This is a genomic window from Chondrinema litorale (assembly GCF_026250525.1).
GTDB lineage: Bacteria > Bacteroidota > Bacteroidia > Cytophagales > Flammeovirgaceae > Chondrinema > Chondrinema litorale.
The window spans coordinates 188,536-209,505 of the sequence record NZ_CP111046.1 but is presented as its reverse complement, the minus strand read 5'-3'; the positions used below and the strand labels follow the sequence as shown (position 1 = coordinate 209,505).

Annotated in this window: 15 protein-coding genes; 3 read left to right on the top strand and 12 right to left on the bottom strand. The window is 34.7% G+C overall.

All coding sequences use genetic code 11. The features are described from left to right. Nucleotides 1–36: 36 nt before the first annotated feature. The 3 genes from OQ292_RS25775 to OQ292_RS25765 all read right to left on the bottom strand — a co-directional run bounded on the left by OQ292_RS25775 (nucleotide 37) and on the right by OQ292_RS25765 (nucleotide 2,369). Nucleotides 37–438, bottom strand: coding sequence for a hypothetical protein (locus OQ292_RS25775; RefSeq protein WP_284687066.1), 402 nt, complete (start codon nucleotides 436–438; stop codon nucleotides 37–39). Nucleotides 439–807: 369 nt separating this feature from the next. Further along, nucleotides 808–1,788: a beta-ketoacyl-ACP synthase III gene (locus OQ292_RS25770; RefSeq protein WP_284687065.1), complete on the bottom strand. Its 981-nt coding sequence runs from the start codon at nucleotides 1,786–1,788 to the stop codon at nucleotides 808–810. Nucleotides 1,789–1,814: 26 nt separating this feature from the next. Beyond that, nucleotides 1,815–2,369, bottom strand: a complete 555-nt coding sequence (locus tag OQ292_RS25765; RefSeq protein ID WP_284687064.1) for a TetR/AcrR family transcriptional regulator — start codon at nucleotides 2,367–2,369, stop codon at nucleotides 1,815–1,817. Between the two features lie 192 nt (nucleotides 2,370–2,561). Between OQ292_RS25765 and OQ292_RS25760 the strand changes: the two genes are divergently transcribed. The 3 genes from OQ292_RS25760 to OQ292_RS25750 all read left to right on the top strand — a co-directional run bounded on the left by OQ292_RS25760 (nucleotide 2,562) and on the right by OQ292_RS25750 (nucleotide 7,010). After that, entirely contained in the window at nucleotides 2,562–5,006 is a 2,445-nt protein-coding gene (locus tag OQ292_RS25760; protein ID WP_284687063.1) for a TonB-dependent receptor, read from the top strand. 386 nt (nucleotides 5,007–5,392) lie between these two features. Next, nucleotides 5,393–6,139 carry a hypothetical protein gene (locus OQ292_RS25755; RefSeq protein ID WP_284687062.1) on the top strand — a complete coding sequence of 249 codons (747 nt, stop codon included), beginning with the start codon at nucleotides 5,393–5,395 and terminating at the stop codon, nucleotides 6,137–6,139. Between the two features lie 4 nt (nucleotides 6,140–6,143). Next, nucleotides 6,144–7,010: a DNA/RNA non-specific endonuclease gene (locus OQ292_RS25750; protein ID WP_284687061.1), complete on the top strand. Its 867-nt coding sequence runs from the start codon at nucleotides 6,144–6,146 to the stop codon at nucleotides 7,008–7,010. A gap of 73 nt (nucleotides 7,011–7,083) precedes the next feature. Here the strand turns inward: OQ292_RS25750 and OQ292_RS25745 are convergent, their stop codons facing one another. The 9 genes from OQ292_RS25745 to OQ292_RS25705 form a co-directional block, all read right to left on the bottom strand. Further along, a complete protein-coding gene (locus OQ292_RS25745) occupies nucleotides 7,084–7,479 on the bottom strand; it encodes a DoxX family protein (RefSeq protein WP_348970662.1) in 396 nt (131 codons plus the stop codon). 223 nt (nucleotides 7,480–7,702) lie between these two features. Then, nucleotides 7,703–9,394, bottom strand: a complete 1,692-nt coding sequence (locus OQ292_RS25740) for a hypothetical protein (protein WP_284687059.1) — start codon at nucleotides 9,392–9,394, stop codon at nucleotides 7,703–7,705. A 202-nt stretch (nucleotides 9,395–9,596) separates the two neighbouring features. After that, nucleotides 9,597–11,210 (bottom strand): RagB/SusD family nutrient uptake outer membrane protein, encoded by a 1,614-nt coding sequence (locus OQ292_RS25735; RefSeq protein ID WP_284687058.1) that lies wholly within the window; start codon nucleotides 11,208–11,210, stop codon nucleotides 9,597–9,599. Between the two features lie 24 nt (nucleotides 11,211–11,234). Beyond that, on the bottom strand, nucleotides 11,235–14,765 hold the full coding sequence (locus OQ292_RS25730; RefSeq protein ID WP_284687057.1) for a SusC/RagA family TonB-linked outer membrane protein: 3,531 nt from the start codon (nucleotides 14,763–14,765) through the stop codon (nucleotides 11,235–11,237). A gap of 145 nt (nucleotides 14,766–14,910) precedes the next feature. Then, complete coding sequence (locus OQ292_RS25725) at nucleotides 14,911–15,963, bottom strand: FecR family protein (RefSeq protein ID WP_284687056.1); 1,053 nt, start codon at nucleotides 15,961–15,963, stop codon at nucleotides 14,911–14,913. A 102-nt stretch (nucleotides 15,964–16,065) separates the two neighbouring features. Next, nucleotides 16,066–16,749, bottom strand: coding sequence for an RNA polymerase sigma factor (locus OQ292_RS25720; protein WP_284687055.1), 684 nt, complete (start codon nucleotides 16,747–16,749; stop codon nucleotides 16,066–16,068). A 261-nt stretch (nucleotides 16,750–17,010) separates the two neighbouring features. Further along, entirely contained in the window at nucleotides 17,011–18,402 is a 1,392-nt protein-coding gene (locus OQ292_RS25715; protein ID WP_284687054.1) for a sulfatase family protein, read from the bottom strand. 39 nt (nucleotides 18,403–18,441) lie between these two features. Further along, nucleotides 18,442–20,109 (bottom strand): DUF5597 domain-containing protein, encoded by a 1,668-nt coding sequence (locus OQ292_RS25710; protein WP_284687053.1) that lies wholly within the window; start codon nucleotides 20,107–20,109, stop codon nucleotides 18,442–18,444. 44 nt (nucleotides 20,110–20,153) lie between these two features. After that, complete coding sequence (locus OQ292_RS25705) at nucleotides 20,154–20,888, bottom strand: GDSL-type esterase/lipase family protein (RefSeq protein ID WP_284687052.1); 735 nt, start codon at nucleotides 20,886–20,888, stop codon at nucleotides 20,154–20,156. Between the last annotated feature and the right edge of the window lie 82 nt (nucleotides 20,889–20,970).

Here is a 20,970-nt window from a genome sequence, read left to right as displayed (position 1 = left end):
GCCAAAACTGCCTTTTGTAAAATATATTTAGATAAATTAAACTCCTCCTGTTCTCAACCATTCAATTGCCTTATCACGATCTTTAAAAGTTTTAATCACATCTGTTTCCATCATAGATTTTTTGGCAGAAACTTCGGCGAAAATACTTGGAGACATCACCCAAGCAAATTGTTTCATGCCATATTCAATCATTTTAGGAAAGTACTCATCTCTTACCCACTCTGCTGCACCGTTCCAAGGGCCAGTAACTTCGCTATTATCATTAAATAGCTTTGAGCAATTTAAATCTTTGTAAATCTTCAAGATTTCTTTACCAGAAGCTATAATCTTTTCAGGCTTCTGAAAACCTATCCAACTTGTAAAAAGAATATTATCTTCTTCATCATGCTCAACTATTACATGAGACTCTTTGAAAAACAGTTTTTTACTTTGAACCATAACTAAGACTTATTTTTATTACAACAGAAAAATTAATTCTAAAAAATCTGCTCTAGTGACACAGATATTCGTGTGTTTTGGAGATAAAACTTGTAATAAATTGAATTATTTTATACCATAATAGAATTAATTTCTAGATGAAGTAAATTAGCCGGAATTTTAACTATTAAGTCCCCGAAATACCTTTTTATAGTTATAGCCAAGCCTGAGTTAAGTTTCTTGGTTTTTAGGGTATGCTTTCTATTATTTCAGGAAGTACATTGTTGAGATTTTTCTATTTACATAATCATAATTTGGTAAATGTAAGATTACTCCAATTTTATTATAAATTGAAGCAATCTACAAGGCAATAATAACTGATACTTATTTTTACTTTTTCTCTATCTGATTATTTAAGCAAATACCCGAAAATGTAAGACCTCCACCAAAACCAGCAAGTAAAAGCTCATCGTTTAATTTTATCTTGCCAGACTCGATGCCACTATGCCAAGCTAAAGGAATAGAAGCTGCCGAAGTGTTGCCAAAATTTCTTACACTTTCTAAGCATTTATCTGTCGGAATATCCAAATTGCTACACACTGCTTCCAAAATTCTTATGTTGGCACTGTGTGGAATAAGCCAGTCGATAGCCTCAAAAGTAGTATTATTTAATGTAGCCAATTCTTCTAGCTTTTGGGTTAAAGTTCCCACTGCCCATTTAAAAACCACTCTACCAGTTTGATGCACCTTGCCATTAGAGTCAATCACTTCTCCACTAACTGGTGCTGGTTGTTGCGACAAGTATAAATCTTTACCATGAGCACCATCGGTTGCTGTAAGCGGTTTATATAAATGGTTGCTTTCAGACGCTTCTACCAAAACTGCTCCTGCCCCATCGCCAAAAAGTATACAAGTTGCTCTGTCTGTATAATCACACACTTTAGACAATGTTTCTGCACCAATCACCAATACTTTTTTATAGGCCGATGTAGCGATTAAGCCCTTTGCCAGAATAACTCCATAAGTAAATCCAGCACATGCAGCAGATAAATCGAGACAACCTGCATTTTTAATACCTAATCTGTATTGTATTTGACTAGCTGTACTTGGCATTACTTGATCTGGTGTGCTGGTAGCGACGATAATAAAATCAACATCAGATAAATCTTTATCATAATTTTCGACCAGATTTTCTATTGCCTTCATACTCAAATCGCTTGTGTACTCATTTTCGTTAGCAAAATATCTGGTATTAATACCGGTTCTTGAACTTATCCATTCGTGACTTGTATCTAGAATTTTTTCAAAATAGGTATTATCAATTTTATTTTCGGGCACATAAACTCCAATAGAATCAATTTTCGCGTTCATTTTTATTTAATGTTAATTTAAAAAAATTAAAACTGCTCTAAGATTTGTCTAGCAGCATTTTCTAGATAAGAATGATCTTTATAAAGCTTCATAAACATGATATTTCCATGCAATTTGGCTATGGTATCGTTGGCTAAAATTTCTGGTGCTTCAGATGAATTCTTATCTTTATATATGGAAGTGAGGGTTTGCTTAAAATCATCAAAATAAGAAGTAATTACTTTCTCTATATTGGGTTCTTTGCCAGATAACTCTAACAATGTATTCCCCATTAAACAACCGTAATGATGATTATAGTAAAGCTGTTTTAGCTGGTTTAAAATATCGTTCAGTTTTTCTTTAGCAGACTTATTTTCTTGATCAGCCAAACTAAAAATTTTTTGTTTTACATATGTATGCGCATAAACCAACACCTCCTTCATTAGGTCTTCTTTATTACTGAAATAATAATAGAAGTGCGATTTTTTGATATTGCACGCTTTCGCTAAATCTTGAAAAGAGGTATGGTAATACCCATTTTTTAAAAACACCTTTAATGATGCTTTTAGTAATATTTTTCTATTTGTCAAAATCTTAGGCATGTACAAATATATTATTTTATTTAACATTCGTTAAAATAAATTTTCATAAAACCTATTTATGCTTAACTAGAGTTGCTACCTCAGATTAATTATAAAATATTTCAATTTTCTCCAGCTTGTATTTCGCTTTTTGGGATCTAATAATATCTTTGCGATATATTTATTTATAATTAGTCTAAATTAATATAAGAGATGAAATTCTACACACTGTTATTTCTACTAGGGATAGCAAGCATAAATGCCATAGCTCAATCAGGGAATATAGCTGGCAAAGTAACTGACGAATCAAACAACCCATTAGTAGGTGTCAACATTATAGTAAAAGGTTTAAAGAAGATAGGAACCCAAACTGACAACACAGGCTCTTTCAAACTAAACGAGGTACCAACAGGAAATCAAACTTTACTATTTTCTTATTTGGGTTATAACAGCCAAGAAATTAAGGTAACAGTAACAGATGGTGCCACTACTAGCCTTTCTAATTTGACCTTAGCCGAAAAATCGGAATTAATGTCTGAGGTTGTAATCGAAGGAAACAAAACCAATAAATTCTATACAGAATCTAGCGCATATGTATCTAAATTGCCATTAGGTAACTTAGAAAATCCACAAGTTTATAATGTAGTATCAGCATTTTTATTAAAAGAGCAAGCTGTAACCAACTTTGACGATGCTTTAAACAACGTACCTGGTTTGCAAAAACTTTGGGAGTCTACTGGTAGAGGTGGCGATGGTGCTGGTTATTTCTCTTTGAGAGGTTTTAGCATTCAACCAACCATGTTAAACGGATTGCCTGCACTTACAAACGGAAGTCCAGACCCAGCAAACATCGAAAGAATAGAAGTATTAAAAGGTCCATCTGGCACATTATACGGAAGTAGCTTAATTTCTTATGGTGGCTTAATCAACATCGTTACTAAAAAACCCTACGAAACATTCGGAGGAGAAATATCTTATACGAATGGTAGCTACGGATTAAACAGAATTACTGCTGATGTAAATACACCTTTAGATAGTGAAGGAAAAGCACTTTTAAGAGTAAATGCTGCTTACCATACACAAAACAGTTTTCAAGATGCGGGTATGAAAGAATCTTTCTTTATTGCCCCTACGCTATCTTATAAAGCTACTGACCGTTTGTCTTTTCTTGTTGTAACTGAATTTTTACAAGGAGAACAAACCAACCCTACTATGTTATTCTTAAATCGTTCTAATCCGCTAACTGTAGATAATATAGATGATTTAGGTTACGATTATAACCGCTCGTATACGAGTAATAATTTAACTATTAAGAATCCTACCTTGAGTTTTCAAGCTCAGGCAAACTATAAAATTTCTGATGCTTGGACCTCTCAAACAGCAATTAGCACAGGTTCTGCAAAAACAGATGGTTATTATTCTTATTTGTATGAATATACTCACCTATTTGCTCCTTACATCTCAGATGGTTCTGTGTTTCAACGCTTAGTAAGTAAACAAAATGCAACTATTCTTTCTACCGATATTCAACAAAACTTTATTGGTGATTTCAAAATCGGTACCATCAGAAATAGAATGGTGGTAGGTTTCGATTACATGGAAGCGAAGACTATTAATAATAGCACTGGTTATGTAGCTAATGGTTTAGTTTACATGGGGAATGATCCGTCTGAAATGGTATATAATGTAGTATATGGAGGAACCGAAGTACCAAATTACGATAGTGGTATTCTTTCTCAACCGGGAATGGATGCATTACTAGATAGTGCTGTAGTTTCTAATTCAGAATCTGTAAATAGAGTTTTTGGTGCATACATCTCAGATGTGATCAATATTACACCTAACTTATCTGTAATGGCCAGTTTACGTGTAGACAGATTCGAAGGTGACCCAGAAGATGATGACGACGACCAAACTGCATTATCTCCAAAATTCGGTATTACTTACCAACCAGTACTAGACAAGGTATCTATTTTTGCTAACTACATGAATGGTTTCCAAAATGTGGCTGCACAAACAGTAGCCGATGCTGATGGAAGCAACCCAAGAATTAAACAATTCGATCCAGAAAGAGCAAATCAGTTTGAAGTAGGTGCGAAAGTAAACTTGCTTGACAATAAGATTACTACAACCATTAGTTACTACGATATTACAGTTTCTAACCAAGTAATGTCTGACCCTAACAACATTAACAATAGCATACAAGATGGTGAAGTAGAAAGTAAAGGTTTTGAAGTAGATGTTGTTGCAAACCCAGTAAATGGTTGGAATGTAATTTTAGGTTACAGCCACAACGATAGTGAGATTTTAAATGCAGATAATCTCGTAGGAAAAAGACCACTTGCAGCAGGTCCTGAAGATATGGTGAATTTCTGGACAAGCTATAAATTTCAAGGGAATACTGCTCTAAAAGGTTTTGGTTTAGGTTTCGGTCTTAACTATGCTAGTGAAGCTTACGCGATCAACTACGAAGCTACAGGTGATTTTATGTTCCCAAGCTATACCATTCTAAACTCAAGCATTTTCTACGAAGCAGATAAATACAGAATTGCGCTAAATGTAAACAACTTGAGCGACCAAAAATATTACAAAGGCTGGTCTACCATTAACCCTCAAATGACGAGAAACATCCTAGCCAGCTTTGCTTTTAGATTTTAATTAAATCATTTGGTATATTATATTTAAGTTTAATCCTTTCCTATCTTAGGGAAGGATTTTTTTATACCCATGCATTAGTTGGATACTTTTCTAAAAGTACCCTCCCTCTACAATTACAATATCAAATTAATATCCAATACATCCTCTTATTTGCCATAATATATTCCATATAATAGTATATTTATGAAATCATATATGGATTTATAGATATATTCATCTGAATAATTTATTAAAATCTTTAGGGTGAAAGAACTTCTAAAAGAGAAATATATATTTGCACGCTTAAAATAATTACAATGAACAGAAACTAAGAATAGTCTGTTTCTTTGCATTGACAATTATTTAAAGCAAAACATGTTAACCAAAATATAATTAGCAACAACCAAATGAATCCGCTTAGATTAACATTAATCCTAGTACTTTTTAATTCTATTAGCTGTTTTTGTCAGGCTATCTTGTATCAAGATTCTGTTTACAAAGACAATGTAAAAAAGAATACCATTCAGCTTTCTAGTCGAGATATAAACAGTTATCTAGATTTAACCTACACCGCTTTTAACGATTCCATTGAGGCTACTTCTGGTTTTTTAGGTTGGAGAAATGTACGCGATTATCTCTGGTTAGGGGAAGAAAGCATGCTAGAAAAATCGACTCGGATTTGGCTTGCCATTTACGATAGTGCCCAAGTAAACAAGATCGTGCAAACGCATTTAGAGGCAGCCTTTATCGCACTCGAAAAAGAACCATCAAAAATTCAAATAGCAGGTATAAGTGGCGAAAAGCAAGTGAAAATTTATGCGCACAGAGTCGGTATTTCATTCTTAAGTTTTTTGGCAGAAGAAGCGCTAGAGTTTATAGTTGGTGCTATACTGGTAAGTATCAGTTTGTTCCTGTACATCTCTTATCAATTTAAAGTAGGTGGCTGGAAACGATGGAGCAAGCAAAGACGTAAAAGAGTAAGTTCGCTCAAAGCCAAAATATTAAAAAGAACCAGTGGGGCATTTTTCTTAGGGTTTTTAATCTTTACTTTTTTTAAAGGCGATCCCGCTGAAAATCAACTAAAGCATACTATCGAAAACGACATATTTAAAGAAGCAGAAAAACAAATCATTGATAATCTGAATAATAATTGAATGTATGAGGAGGATAATTATCATTAGTCTGTTGTGTTTACTTGCCTCTTGTAGCAGTATACAAGAAAGAAAGTTTTTAGACGGAATCGTCGAATACATAGAGAGCTTTTTCAGAAAATCTGATCTGGAAGACAAAACTTCTAAAGTTGTACGAAAACTACCAATAAGCTCTACCCTAAAAAAATGGAGTACCGATAATGGCTTTGTACTTAAAGCTAACAAGCTCTCGATAAGTATTTACGATAGGGAAAATCAATATTTAGGTAAAATTGTAAAAAATGGAAAACATCAGGTAATTACCTCTTTCCCGCTTATGGGCAAAAAATTAGTGAACCCATTATTAGATGCACGTCTGTTTCCAAATACTACTTACAAAATTGAAAACTCTATATTTAGAACAGATAAAATGGCGAGAGTAGTTTCTGCAGAAATTAGCTCTATTCCCAAATCAATTATTAACAGACACCAACTGCGAGGAGCCAGAGAAAACGCCAAAGCGATGGCTAAAGATGGCATTAAAGGCGTTGATCATGGCGGGCACCTAATCGCACATTCATTAGGCGGTAATTCTGGTGCTTTAAATATTGTCGCACAAGCTGGCAAGTTAAATACAGGAAGGTTTGCATCGGTAGAAAACCTCATTCGCAAAAACAGAAAACAGGTAAAGAATTACAAAGTAGATGTAATCTATAAAGGCAGTTCAAAAAGGCCGGTAGCTTTTAGGCAGCAATTAGAATTTTGGGGAAGTGAAAAACAGTTGCAAAGAATGCAAAAAAGATCTAAAGATTTTAAGTATGTAATGAAGAAAGATGGAAGTGGGAAAACGTTTTATAGCTGTGTGATTTACCACAAAAACCCGAAAAAGCTATAAATAAAAAGCAATCTAAAACTTTAAAACAAGTAAAAAATTTAGATTGCTTTCATTCTGTATTTTGTAAAATATCTCACTTATTTATCATTTGGTCGATAGAAATTTTTCCAGCACCAGAAAAGAAAATAGATAGATACATGCACAAGTAAATAAAAGCAAGTTCTTTCACTTTGAAATCGTCACTTCCGTGAATAAGGAAAAAAGCTACAGCCATTGTGATTATGAGCGGAATAAGCGCCAATCTGGTAAATAAACCAAGAATTAAAAGCACACTACAAATAACTTCTGCAAAAACAGCCATAAAAAGAGAGACTTCTGGTCCCAAGCCAAAAGGGTCTGCAAACTGAAATTCACCAGCAATAACTTTCTGTAATTTTGGAAAACCATGTGATAACATTGATCCTCCGGCAACTAATCTTATAATAAAAATACTTACGCTTGATGATAATGGATTATTAGATATAAACATTTTTTTCATATGAAAAACTTAATAGGTAGAAAGAATTTTTAAAAAATTTACAAAATCGAAGCAATTCTAATTCCTTCAAGTATAACATCTATCTATAAAAAAAACATCTTTTTAATCAATTTTAAAAAACATATCGATAGGCCTAAACGAACTTACGAAATAAAAAAATAACCCTAATGCAGCATAGCCACACTAAGGTTAAAGAGACTAAATTGGACTTTAATTAGTTGAGCAAATCCCAGTTACCAGAATGGTAAGCTTTTTCGATTTGCTGTATATATTTTTTATCAGCCTTTACAGCAGCATATTTCAACATGTCTTGATAAACATAAAAATTTAACCAGAAACCATTGTGGTATTTCTCTCTAATAGATTTTGGATGCATTAGAAATTGATACCAATCTGTATTTAGATTTTTTGCTTTGGCAACATTCACGGCATCATTTGCTGTTTGCCAAATACCATCTGCAACTTTAGTATGTAGTTTTTGGTAATCAGCATATTTCATTTTGGAGATGTCAATTACTTCGTGTTTGTCTTCTATATCTAACTCTGCCAGTGAAATTGTTTTTTCAAAAATGGTGTCTCCATCCATATCATAAGAAATCTTATCTATAAAGCCATTTTTGTCTGCATCTTCGTATTTAATGGTTGGATATACCTCTGGTTCGTTTTGCTTTCTCTTTTGGGTACCATCGTACAAACCTCCCCAACCTTGGTAATATTTGGCTTCCTGATCGATGCGCCAAGCTCCCCACTCTGCTCCATACAAATGCAAGCGACCATCGAAGCTAGATACATATAGATTGCCTTTGCCAGAATTGTCTGCATCCCATTCGCCTCTATCTCCACTGGCATCTGCTTGCCCATTATCGTCTAAGCCTCCATTTCTCATTCCTATTTTAAATAAATCTTTTGGCTGATACATTTCTACTCTTTCCCATCTTTCGCAGTCGTCATCTTCATCGAAAGTAAACCAGCAAAAATCCCATTTGCCTCTATCGAAAACTAAATCGTAAGCAGCTTCGTGGTCTGGATAAAGCAGTGTATTATTTTGTCTCCAACGCGGATCGTAAAAGTATTTTTCGGTGCCAGCCAAACCTACTAAACTATTGAACTTGTGCACCTGATCTTTATATGGAAAACCTTCGCCACTAAAATGGATTGTCATATCATAATCGAATTCGTTGCCGGGTGCATTGTCATTATCCATATCATAGGCCATAGAAACCCAATTAATTTTTCCTGTTAGTTCAACTGCTCTGTCTTCATCAGGAATATTACCATCTTCTGAGTGCGATTCTACCTTTCTTTCCCTTATCGGAGAATCACAAAAACGGATGGCATATTCTGTCAAATTATCATTATCTGGATCGTAAAAAAGGAAAGGATTTTCCCAATTCATTCGCACATCATTCATATTAAATGTGGAAGTATGAATTTTAAGGAAAAGACTCTTACCAGAATAGTCTTCAAAAAAACTGCTATTTCTGTTATGATCCCAAGCTTTTATTTCCAGATGTTCCCAGTCTATGTAACTAAAGGTTTGATCATTATCTGTATCAACCACAATCATGTAATGACCGGGTCCCCAACCAGTTTGGTTTAATTCTCCATAATCTACATACACTTGTATATCTGCTTTTCCATCTTTGTCTTCATCTCCCCAATCAATTATCATATCTTTCGCTTGCGCATATTTGCCATCTCTATTTTTATCTATCAATAAGCAATCAGAGTCGGTATCGCCCTCTAAATCTCCTTCTTTCATGTCATCATCATCATCAATCCACATTACCGGGATATCGGAATACAATGTAGTTTTGAGAATATCCGGATCACCATCATTATCCAAATCTTCATAAATAATTTTTGCTCCCTTTTCAGGAAGTGGTATTCGAAATGGTGTAAGCATAGATTTACTATGCTGGGCAAACAAGTTTTGAAAACATGTTAATAATAAAGTTAATGTGAAAAGCACTATAGCTTTTAAACAAGGTGATTTAAGGTAATGCATTTTATAGAAATTTAATTTATTAGATTCTGATAAGGATGTGTTGGAATAGGAAAAAAGCAGTATCCAAAATGGATACTGCTTTAACTACCAATTATTAATCTCAGTTACTTTGATAGCTAGAGTTGAGATCAAGTTCTCTTTGTGGTAATTGCCAAACCAGAGAAGCATCGTTATAAGGCACAGCGCTTATACTTCTATCTCCCGGCGGAATATCCAACTTTGCAGACCTGAGGTAATCTGTTCGATCACCCTCGAATGCCAATTCTTTTATTCTTTCATTATGTATATCGTCTTCGGTAATGGCAGTTTCCAAATCGCCAATACCTGCTCTATTTCGAATCATATTTAGATCGCTAGTTGCACCTGCGGTATTGCCGTTTCTCAATCTTAAAAGTGAGCGTGTAAGGTACATTTCTGCCAGCCTTATAAGCGGAATGTTGGTTTTAAAACCAGTGGTTTTACCTCTATAATATTTATCGCTCCAAACTACAGGTGTGGTTACTTGCGAGTAAACTGTCTCATAAACAGAAGGGTCTGCTTCTGGGTCTGGATTATACGGTTCTAGCTTTTTATATAACTGTAGAAACCTTTTGTCTTCCAAAGCTTCTTCTGTTATAGTATAATCTCCATTTTCGGGGTCGACCATCCAACCAACACGCTGCAATGCATCATAACTTAAAGCAAATTGATTCCATGTAATTCTTGCATAACCATCTGGCCAAGTTAACCCACCATTTGTAGCTGTATAAGATTGCAAAGTCATGCTTGTTAATTCTAGCGTATTACCACTAGATTTAACTGGATCTGCATAATACGCATACCAAACTACTTCTTTGCCACGAGATTCATCATCATGATTAAATGCTTCGATTGGGTCTTCCGATAGATCGTAATCTCCACCGTTTTCATCAATTACATAATCTAGTTCTGTAAGTGCTTCAGTATCCATACCAATCATAAAATACACTCGGGCAAGCATGGCAGAAGCAGCAAAGCGATTCGCTCTACCTTCAGCATAAGAAGCATGGTGTAAAGCAGCATCAAATCTTTCTGGTAATAAACCTTTGGCAGTTGTAAAATCAGAGATCATTAAACTATATATATCTTCTACAGTGCCTAATTCTGGGCTTTTTGCTCCATCCAAATTATCATCAAACTGAGTTCTTATTGGAAGAATTTTTTCAGAATCGTTACTCCCATCTGGATTGTAGGCAGGTAAATGAATTGTAGAAAGCATATAATAGGCATATCCCCTAATAAAATAAAGCTCGCCTTCTATCCTTCTCAGGTTGTTTTGAATATCGCTCTCTCCTATACTCGGATATGGATTACCATCATTATCATTTATAAAATCGAGTCCAGAATTAGCAATGGTTATCATTCTGTAAGCATTCCTAAATGCATTGGTCGTTTTATCGATTTCGAAATCTGATGTTCTGTTATACATCTCAGAAAAAGGAATGTTGGCAGAAGTACCCGGCAGCAATCGGGCAATGTCTGACTGGCAAGTTTTTACTAGCCGAGGGCCACCAATTATATTGTCCCAACCTGAGCGGAGACCACCCCAATAAGCACCTGCGGCAGCTTTTTCAAACTCAGATAAATTAAGCCATGGATTTTCTGGTGGATTGGTTGCCTCAAAAAAGTCTTCATTATCACAAGATGTAGCCCAAAGGCTTAATGTGATTAATATATATATCTTTATGTATTTCATTTTCACTTAATTATATTGTTCGTATTAAAATTTAGCATTTAAGCCAACACTATATGTCTTTATATGTGGCAATGGAGGCAGATATATCATGCCTGGAGCCAAATTAAGATTACCAGAATTTGTTACAATCGCCTCTGGATCCCAACCACTATAGTTTGTAAATGTTAAAAGATTAGTTGCAGAAACATAAACTCTAAGGTTATTCATGTACATTTTTTTAGCCAAGGCTGGAGGGAAATTATAGCCAATTGTCAGGTTTTTAAGCCTAATGAAATTGGCTTTTTCCAAAAATCTGTCGTGGAAATACGTTTCATTATTGTAATTACCTGCTGTTTCAACCCATTGCCCGTTTTCTGAATCCCAATCCCAATCGTAAGCCATATCCCATCTTAGTTCTGCATATTCTGCATTGGTATTATCTGCTGACCATGAGTTACCAATTAGCTCTGAGCTTAGCATTCTTTGCCCTCTTGATGGGTAATGCGATCTCTGAGTAACATAATCGTATAAATAGTTACCTCCCATAAATGTGAAAAACACACTGAAGTCGAATCCTTTAAATTCGAATTTGTTATTTAATCCACCATAGTATGTTGGCAAACCTGTTTGTCCTTCGTGAATAATTTTATTATCCCGCACATTGGTAAGTGTCGCTGGAATTAGATTGCCTGTTTTTACTGTTTCGCCTGTTTCGTCAAATAACTCCTGATCGATCTCATAGATCATTTCTACTCCTCTTTCCGGATCGATACCCGCATATTCTGCTAGATAATATGCACCTAGTTTACCACCTGTTCTAGTAATCGTATTACTCGCAATTAAACCTTGACCATTTTTATCTACATCATCTGTAAGATTAATTACTTCATTTTTATTGGTAGTAATGTTAAAAGTACTAGTCCATTTAAAGGCAGCGGTATGTACATTTACCGAAGTAAAATTAAACTCTATACCTGTATTTTTCATTCGACCGGCATTTGCCCAAATTGTAGGGTTACTAGTGTCTAAAGTAATGGATAGAGGAAGCGGAACTTGTAGTAACATATCTTCTACATCTTGGTAGTAGTATGCAATTGATCCGCTTATTCTACCTGCAAGTAAAGCGAAATCGAGACCTATATCATAGCTATTGGTTGTTTCCCAAGTTAAATCTGATGCACCTAAGTTAGTAATAGATGTACCACCATTTAGCAATTCTTGAGAAAGATATCTTCTGTCGTTTCTAAAGGTTGTAATGAAACGATTGTTACCAATATTCTGATTTCCGGTTTGCCCATAACTACCTCTTAACTTAAGCATTTCGAAAAATGCAGAATGAAAAAATGGCTCATCGGTAATTATCCAACCGGCTGATACTGCACTGAAATTAGCCCATCTTGAATTCTCTGGAAAGGCTGATGAACCATCGCGCCTAAAACTAAAGCCTAGTAAATACCTGTCATTAAATTTTAAATCACTTCTACCAAAATAAGATCTTAATGCTCGCTCATTTTCTAGGCCAGAATACATGCTTAAGTAATTATTAGGTGAACCCAATTGTTGATAACTGCTAGGCAAATCTTCGCCCAACATAAACCTTCTTCTTTGATTTGTTTCTTGAGACTCTGTTCCTAACACTATATTTAATGCAAAATTTTTACTGATGCTCTTATTATAAGTTGCATAGAAATTATAGTTGAAACTATTATAAGTAACGTTTTGATCTGAAGCACTCGAACCACCTTCTCTTAAATATTCACTTACCCAAAACGTACTATTATTTTGCAAAAAATCTGCTGATAACTCAGAGCGAACAGATAACCCTTTTATCCAAGGAATTGTGTAATTGAAATAAAAATTACCTAATGCTCTATATTGATCAACCTCATCTAGCAACAAATCTTCATCGATATTTGCGGCCAGATTATTACCAGAAAGTGGATTCCAATAACCACTTTGGTGATTTGTATTATTGATAGGATACCATGTTAATGCATTTGAATTTGCTTGCCCAAAACCACCACTGTTTCCACCACTATTGCCTTGCAGACCTCCACCACCACCAGATTTTACTCTATCGTTTTTGGTATACGCCAAGTTTAATCTGATTCCAGCAGTTAGATTCTCCAAGATATTCATATCGGTATTAGCCCTTACAGAAAATCTTTGGAACTGGTTAGTTTTTAAGATACCTGTATCGTCTCGATAGTTTGCAGAAATGTAATAGTTTGCCTTATCGGTTGAGTTATGCAAAGACAAATTCACTTCTTGAAATTTTCCTTTTTGAAGTATTTCATCAAACCAATCGGTGTTGGTACTCATCGCTTCTTCACGAGTTAAAGAGGCTACAGGGTTATCGATAAAAAGGTTGGTATTGATATCTGGATCGAATGGAGGAAGACCCGAGTTAGCTCTGGTTTCATCCATAATTGTAAAATACTCACTCGTATTAGCAAAACCCATTTCACTTGGGTCTTTAATAATTGTGCTGATACCTGCATTATAAGTAAAATCGAAACCGCCTGCTCCTTTGCCATTTTTGGTTGTAATAATTACTACTCCATTAGAACCTCTTGAACCATAAATAGCAGTTGCTGCTGCATCTTTCAAAACTTCAATAGACTCAATATCATTGGGGTTGATGGTTGCCAAAGGACTCTGAGGTGTAGTAGATTCTGTTCTTTCCAAACCATTTAAACTGGAGTAAATTGGCATTCCATCTACTATATATAATGGATCAGTTCCTGCTGAAATAGAGTTGGTTCCTCTCACTAGAATTCTTACTGGTGCTCCCGGAACGCCACCAGTTCCCACAGCTTGCACACCGGGAGCCAAACCTTGCAAACCTGCGTCTAGTGAAGATACTGGTAATTTGGTAATATCTTCAGATGATACAGAGGCAACTGAACCAATCACATCTCTTTTCTTTTGCATGCCATAACCCACAACTACCACTTCTTCTAGTTGCTCCAAATCCAAAGCGAGTTCTATGCTAATTTCTGTTCTATTACCCACTTCAATTTCCTGATTAATGTGCCCGATGTAACTAAACTGCAACACATCATCACTACTAGCATCAATAGTGTATTGTCCATTCAAATTAGTGGTAGTACCAATTGTAGTACCTTTAATTATGATACTGACACCTGGTAAAGGAGCTTTATCTTCGCCAGAGGTTACAGTACCTCTAATTTTAGATTGAATTGGCAAAGGAGCTATAGTAATCTCCTCTTTAATTGTAAAGGTCTCCGTTTTTGAGACAAATATATTATTATTAATTCTTTTGAAACTCACTTTTGCTTCTCCAGCTATTTGTTCCAAAACATCTTGCAAATTGCTTTTTTTAGCTGTTATAGACAGTAATGTATTTTCATTTATTATTCCATCATTATACGTGAATGAAAAACCAGTTTTGGTTTCAAGTAAGCTAAATACTTTTTTCAGGCTTTGCGATTGAATATTGATAGTAACTCCGACATCCTCCAATTTTTTCGATTGAGCATTACCCGGACCTGCCAGAAGGATTCCGGTAAATATTGCCTGAAGGCATATCCCATAAAATATTAGTTTGGACATGTGCAATACTTTGCGTAAAGTTTTTCTTTTCATATTTTTGTTAAGGTTTTGTTAATAAGATGGCAAAAGCCTGATAAGCAGGTACAGTCCGGGAGCGCGCCAACGAAATCGGGAGGTACCTGTTTTGCTAGTCAAAAAATTATCTTTACTTCATAGGCAAATCTTTTTTACTACACCAGACAGTGTCATTTTTCAGTTCGAAATCTATTTGGGATGAAAAATCAAGTCCAGTTAAAACATCTTTAAGTGAGGTATCGTGAAATTTCCCATTGAATTTTCCTGTAATTCCTAAATCCTCTTTTGTTATAAATTTTACACCATACCATTTTTCAAGCTTCTCAAACACTTCTTTGCAACTCGCTTTTTCTAATACTATGGTGTTGTTTTTCCATGCAATTACTTTTTCAATATCAACCTCTTGCTCTTCGAAACTTCCAATATCTGCTTTATAAATCGCCATATTTCCTGATGAAATCTCCGGTACAACTTTGTTGTTTTCATTGTTATAAACAGATACTTTTCCTTCTGCAACAGATACAGAAATATTATGGTCATCGTCGTAAGCTCTTATATTAAAAGCTGTACCAAGCACTTTAGTAACAATTTTGTCTACATGCACTTTAAATGGCTTCTCAGGATTTGGGGTTACATCAAAAAATGCTTCTCCTTTTAAATAAACATCTCTGCTTGGGTTATTATAATCAGACATATACCACAAAGTACTCCCCGAATTAATTTTAACTTGTGAGCCATCTGGTAAATTAAATTGGAGCTTTTTACCATTAGGCACAGAGCGAATAATTTTTTGTGGAACCGATTTTTCTTGAACTATTGAAGTTTCATTCTGAAATGGATTTAATATTACTGTAACAGCTAAAAGAATCACTATTACGGCCGCAGCACTCAACATATACCAGTTTATCTTAGGTTTTGTATACCTATGATTTGAACTGTAATTACGTTGGTGAATTTTTTCTAGCACCTGTAAATAATCTTGCTCTGTTGGCTGATACATATACTTATACCTTGACTTAAGAATAATCTTGCGAGCTTCAGTTATAAGTTCTTCTTTTTCGGGATTATTTTGCAGCCAGTTCAACCAGAAATGCTCCGATGCTGTATCAGGTTTTTTTACCCAACTAATAAAAAAGCTGTCGGTAAGAAAATGCTCTAACTGAAAATCTTTATAATCCATCATCAGTTTTAAATGATTTTATTTATAAAGAAAGAGAGCATGAACGGTTTTTTGTGGACATGAAATATTGAAAAAAAATAAAAATAATATGTAAGTAACTGATAATCAGATACAAAAAAATAATATTATTAATACTAAAACTGGAATGCTAATGAGTAAAATTGCTTTTTTTCTTTCTATTTCTTCTTTTAACTTACACACCGCTCTATATACAAGTTTTCGAGCATGTTCATTTTTAGAGAAATCCATTAATTCAGAAATTTCATCGTAAGACATGTCTTCATAAAAATAATACATGAGTACTTCTCTCTGCCTAACGGAAAGTTTACTGTAGGCTTCATCTAACAAGTTTTTCCTATTTTCTTCCGTTTCAGTAGATATTATTTTTTCTTCGTGGGGGATGGTAATTGCAAAAGATTTTATTGTATTTAGGAAGTCTGGGGATTTTGATAAAAATTTCTTTTTGCTGAGAGCTAATATTTTTCTTTTAAGCGATTTAAACAGATAAAATTTTATATTATTCACATCGCCCAAACGCTTTTTCTTTTCATTCAGCTCAACAAATACATCTTGAATTAGATCTTTAATCAACTCTTTGTCTTGCGTAATCTGGCAGCCATAATTAAACAAAATAGAAAAATAGGTTTTATAAATATAGTGGAATGCTTCGGGTTTCCCCTGTTTAAATTCTGCCCATATTTCTCTATCGTTCTTCGTAATTAGTGCCCTGTTGATTTGTAGATATACTTGTTTATTGCGTTGATTTTCCTTATCAGAAATAGCTTTCATGCCATGGTTGTTTTTGGTTATTCTGATGTACTTAAGTAATGCCAATAGCTAAAAAAGTACTGTAGTTGTTAAAAATCGTCTCAGTTCTCTACAATAATATAGGTAATTTTCATAAAATAATAACTAGATGTAAGATAAATCGGGTCGTGTACGCTTATTAAGAAATGTACACGACGCTTTTTGTAAATTTCCATTATTGTGTTATACTAAAAAGGGAATACTTTGCTAACCTAAGCAAAACTGTAGGTCATTATCCTAATTTTACCTCAACACTAATTGATCTTCTACAGGCTCTACAGAACTTAAATGTGCATCTTTAATATGTGAAAATTTTTCGATCAGTTCTGCATTGTCTGCTGCCAGATTGTATTTTTCTGATGGATCTACTTCCAAATTATACAATAATGGTGGATCGTGTTTTACAATTTTCACTTCTTTGCTGTAGGCATTTTCTCTGGTAGCATAATGTATTTTCCATTTACCTTTTCTAATGGCAAAAAGCTCTTCATTATCGTAATAAAAAATCTCGTCTCTTTGCGTAGGCTTTTCTTCAAATAAAACTTGACTAATATCTACACCATCATAAATTCTATCCATAGGCACATCCATACCTGTTATTTTACAAATGGTAGGAAATAAATCAAGCGTAGAACCCATGTCTGTAATTACACTCGGTTTCACTTTTTCTGGCCACCAAAAAATACCCGGCTCACGCATTCCTCCTTCGTATGAAGTACCTTTCCCCTCTCTCAATAATCCAGCAGAACCGCCAGCTTCATTAAAATGCAACCAAGGCCCATTATCAGAAGTGAAGACTACCAAAGTATTTTTGTCTAAACCATTCTCTTTTAAAGCAGAAATAATCTTACCAACACTCCAATCTATTTCTTCTACTACATCACCATACAAACCACGCTTACTTGTACCTTCAAATTTTTCTGATGCAAACAAAGGAACATGGGGAAGAGAATGTGCTAAATAAAGAAAAAATGGTTCATCTTTATTCTCTTTAATAAACTTGATAGACTCATCTGTATATCTTGAAACTATGGTATGTTGGTTCGCAGGACGTTCGATAATTTCTTCATTTTTCATCAAAGGAACATTAAAATATTTTACTTCTGGATGTGGGCCAGTCTCATTAAAACCTGCTCCATCAATTCTATCCATATCATTGCTATATGGAATGCCGTAATAAGAATCGAAGCCATTACTAGTGGGCAAATACTGAGGCAAATGCCCCAGATGCCATTTACCCACACAAGCAGTTTTGTAGCCCTGCTCTTTTAGTAATTCTGATATTAATATCTCGTATTCTGGAATTCCCCCTTTTGAATCTGGAAACAATACGCCTCTTTCGTTGCTACACATGCCACTTCTAATTGGTAATCTTCCGGTAAGTAAACCGGTTCTACTTGGGGTACAAATGCTTGACGATGCATAAAAGTTTGTCCACTTCTGCCCTTCAGTTGCCAGCTTATCTAGATTCGGTGTTTTTATAGTGGGGTGTCCGTAAATACTTAAATCGCCATAGCCCAAATCATCTGCAAAAATGATTACAACATTCGGCTTTTTATTTTGCTCTCTAATTGCAGTTTCTTGTGCACATCCTGCTAAAAAAAGAATTGAAAGCAGTATTGCGTATAGTTTCATCTTCATTACTTTGTGTTGTGAGTTTAAATTTGCTTGTATCTATTTTTCAAAATTGGGTTTTATTGTCATCTCTTTTGATGTCTTTAATCTTTGCAATTTGATTTTCAGAATCCTACCATCTGGTGGCAATGTTGAATGATATGCCGCATCTCCATTCCAGTTTCTTACTTTATGCCAATTACCTTCTGTATCGTAATAGCCATCTTCAATAGTTACATATTCTGCTTTGTTAAAACCCGAACCATAAGTGGGTCTAAAAATAAATTTTGCATCGAACCCAATTAGCACAAATTCATCCTCAGCGACTTGCCCGATAAGTACCCTTCCAGTTTTATCATTGTGTTCTTTATAAGTAGGAAAGCCAAATTGAAAAAGTAAATCATAACCTTTAAAATGGAGTAGTTTCTCTCGAAGGCCTTCTTCTTGTACAGCACATTGTAAATTGCCATTTGCCTGCATCTTTAAAATCTGCGGCATGGCTTTGTTAAACAAGCTAAAATTAGACGCGATGTACTGTAGCTTGTTATCGAGGTGTTCCTTATCCCTTTTATCATGCGGACTTAAGTGAAAAGGATCGACACCATAAGGTGCTACTCCCATTGCATTATAATCTGCCAAAGCATAAAACTGGTAACGAGCGAAAACATCTCCATTTCCCATTTCGGCTATAAATAGCGGGTTATCTTCTCGGCTGTATTTTTTGCATCTATCTTTAAAAGATTCTATGTTTTGATGATAAACATCGAGTGCCAAAGTAAACATTTCTGGTGCAGCCACTTTCCAAACTGGAATCATATTACTAGTGGGGCCACCACTCGGATACTCTCCCGGTCTTTCGAAATGGTTTTCGCGAGTCCAAACATTGGTGTACATCGGTAGCGGATAAACTTCTTTACCCGCTTTTGCAATTGCATTAATATATGTTGCAATGTGATATGCATTGAATGCTTCGGCAGCTTCAACACCAAAAACTGCATCCCAATTTCCAGATTCTTTACCCAGTCCGCTTACTAATTTCTCTGGTACAGACTGCTCAAAAACTTCATTGGCTTTGGCAGAATAATCTCGATCTGTACCCAAACTGCCAGACTCGTTTTCGACCTGCATCATAATTACTGTTTTGTCTTTAGAGTCAATTTCTTTGATGTGTTTCATTAAGGCGACGAATGCATTTTTATCTGCATTTAAATTTTCCTCAGACAAAACAGAAAGTACTTGTATCGGCTCTCCTCCGCTGTTCTCCATCCGTGGATATTTTTCAATATCTTCTTTCATCCAAGTAGGCACATAACTCATGCTCCCATTTTTGAATGATCCAAACCATAAGATGATAACTCTCAAATTATTTCTCCTAGCACCTAGGATAAGAGAATCGACCTCATTAAAATTGAATTTACCAGGCTCTGGTTCAATGTTTTCCCAGTAAACTGGCGCTTCTAAAGTATTACAGTTTAGTTCTTTTAATTGCGACCATTCTTTGCTCAACACATCAGGCCAAGCACTCGAGTTCCATAATTGACCGCCTAGAATCAAATATGGTTTATTATCTACATAATAGGTGTATTTGCCATTTTCTTTCACCACTTTGGGGAAGGATTTGTCTTTTTTGCTTTGTGCATTCACTGTATAATTTAAGATAGTAATGCTGGCAAAAACTAACAGATATAATGTGCTTTTAAGGGAATTTCTATGATTTATTAATTTCATCACTAGTTTCAGTTTGATAAGAGATAGATATGTAATTGCTGACTTTACTTTAAATATGGAGCAATTTTCTTTTGCCAAATCACATAGCCATTTGCATTCATATGCAATCCATCTTCAAGAAAGATATTAGCAAGGGGTTTTCCCTCATCTCCCAACATAGAATCCCAAACATCTATAAACTCTACTTTATCATTTTTACTAGCAAACTTCTTCATCAAAACATTTGCTGCCTGCATATTATCTCTAAGCTCCCATCTACTAATACTGGGTTTCATCGATATATAAGCTACCGAAGTTTCTGGGAACTGCTTTAATATCCATTTGATTAATTTTTTGCCATCTTTTGCCGCTTTTTTTGGAGTTTTATTAGCCGCAATGTCGTTTTCGCCAACATAAATTACAACCTGAGAAGGTTTGTATGGAAGGATTAACCTTTCTTTAAATGTAAGTAAGTCACTTGTTTGAGAGCCGCCAAAACCTCTATTAATAATTGGTTTATCAGGAAAATACTCTTGAGTATCTCGCCAAATAGTAATTGAAGAGCTGCCGATGAATAATATTTCACCTAACTGAGGAGGATTTTCAGCATCTTTCTTTTCAAATTTTGCTATTTCTTTTTCCCACTTATTTTCATCTTTTGCTTGCTGAGCAGATGAAATAAAGGATAAAAATAAAAAACTAACTATTAGTTGAAGTTTGAGAAACTTGATCATACGTTTTTTCATTTTCTTAAGTCTATTTACATTAAGTAAAATACTTAAGCCTCCTTTTATCTCCAATTTTAGGTGTTTTTTCTTTACCCAATAATGAAAAATGGCTTTTAAAACTTACTTTTAGTAAGAAATAAACCATCTGTAAAAA

Bases quoted from the DNA above. Each gene is read 5' to 3' on its own strand.
- OQ292_RS25720 (WP_284687055.1), bottom strand. From the start codon at position 16,749: ATGAAAGCTATTTCTGATAAGGAAAATCAACGCAATAAACAAGTATAT.
- OQ292_RS25740 (WP_284687059.1), bottom strand. From the start codon at position 9,394: ATGCTTACACCATTTCGAATACCACTTCCTGAAAAGGGAGCAAAAATT.
- OQ292_RS25735 (WP_284687058.1), bottom strand. From the start codon at position 11,210: ATGAAATACATAAAGATATATATATTAATCACATTAAGCCTTTGGGCT.
- OQ292_RS25770 (WP_284687065.1), bottom strand. From the start codon at position 1,788: ATGAACGCGAAAATTGATTCTATTGGAGTTTATGTGCCCGAAAATAAA.
- OQ292_RS25725 (WP_284687056.1), bottom strand. From the start codon at position 15,963: ATGATGGATTATAAAGATTTTCAGTTAGAGCATTTTCTTACCGACAGC.
- OQ292_RS25710 (WP_284687053.1), bottom strand. From the start codon at position 20,109: ATGAAATTAATAAATCATAGAAATTCCCTTAAAAGCACATTATATCTG.
- OQ292_RS25715 (WP_284687054.1), bottom strand. From the start codon at position 18,402: ATGAAACTATACGCAATACTGCTTTCAATTCTTTTTTTAGCAGGATGT.
- OQ292_RS25755 (WP_284687062.1), top strand. From the start codon at position 5,393: ATGAATCCGCTTAGATTAACATTAATCCTAGTACTTTTTAATTCTATT.
- OQ292_RS25745 (WP_348970662.1), bottom strand. From the start codon at position 7,479: ATGTTTATATCTAATAATCCATTATCATCAAGCGTAAGTATTTTTATT.
- OQ292_RS25760 (WP_284687063.1), top strand. From the start codon at position 2,562: ATGAAATTCTACACACTGTTATTTCTACTAGGGATAGCAAGCATAAAT.
- OQ292_RS25775 (WP_284687066.1), bottom strand. From the start codon at position 438: ATGGTTCAAAGTAAAAAACTGTTTTTCAAAGAGTCTCATGTAATAGTT.
- OQ292_RS25750 (WP_284687061.1), top strand. From the start codon at position 6,144: ATGAGGAGGATAATTATCATTAGTCTGTTGTGTTTACTTGCCTCTTGT.
- OQ292_RS25765 (WP_284687064.1), bottom strand. From the start codon at position 2,369: ATGCCTAAGATTTTGACAAATAGAAAAATATTACTAAAAGCATCATTA.
- OQ292_RS25730 (WP_284687057.1), bottom strand. From the start codon at position 14,765: ATGTCCAAACTAATATTTTATGGGATATGCCTTCAGGCAATATTTACC.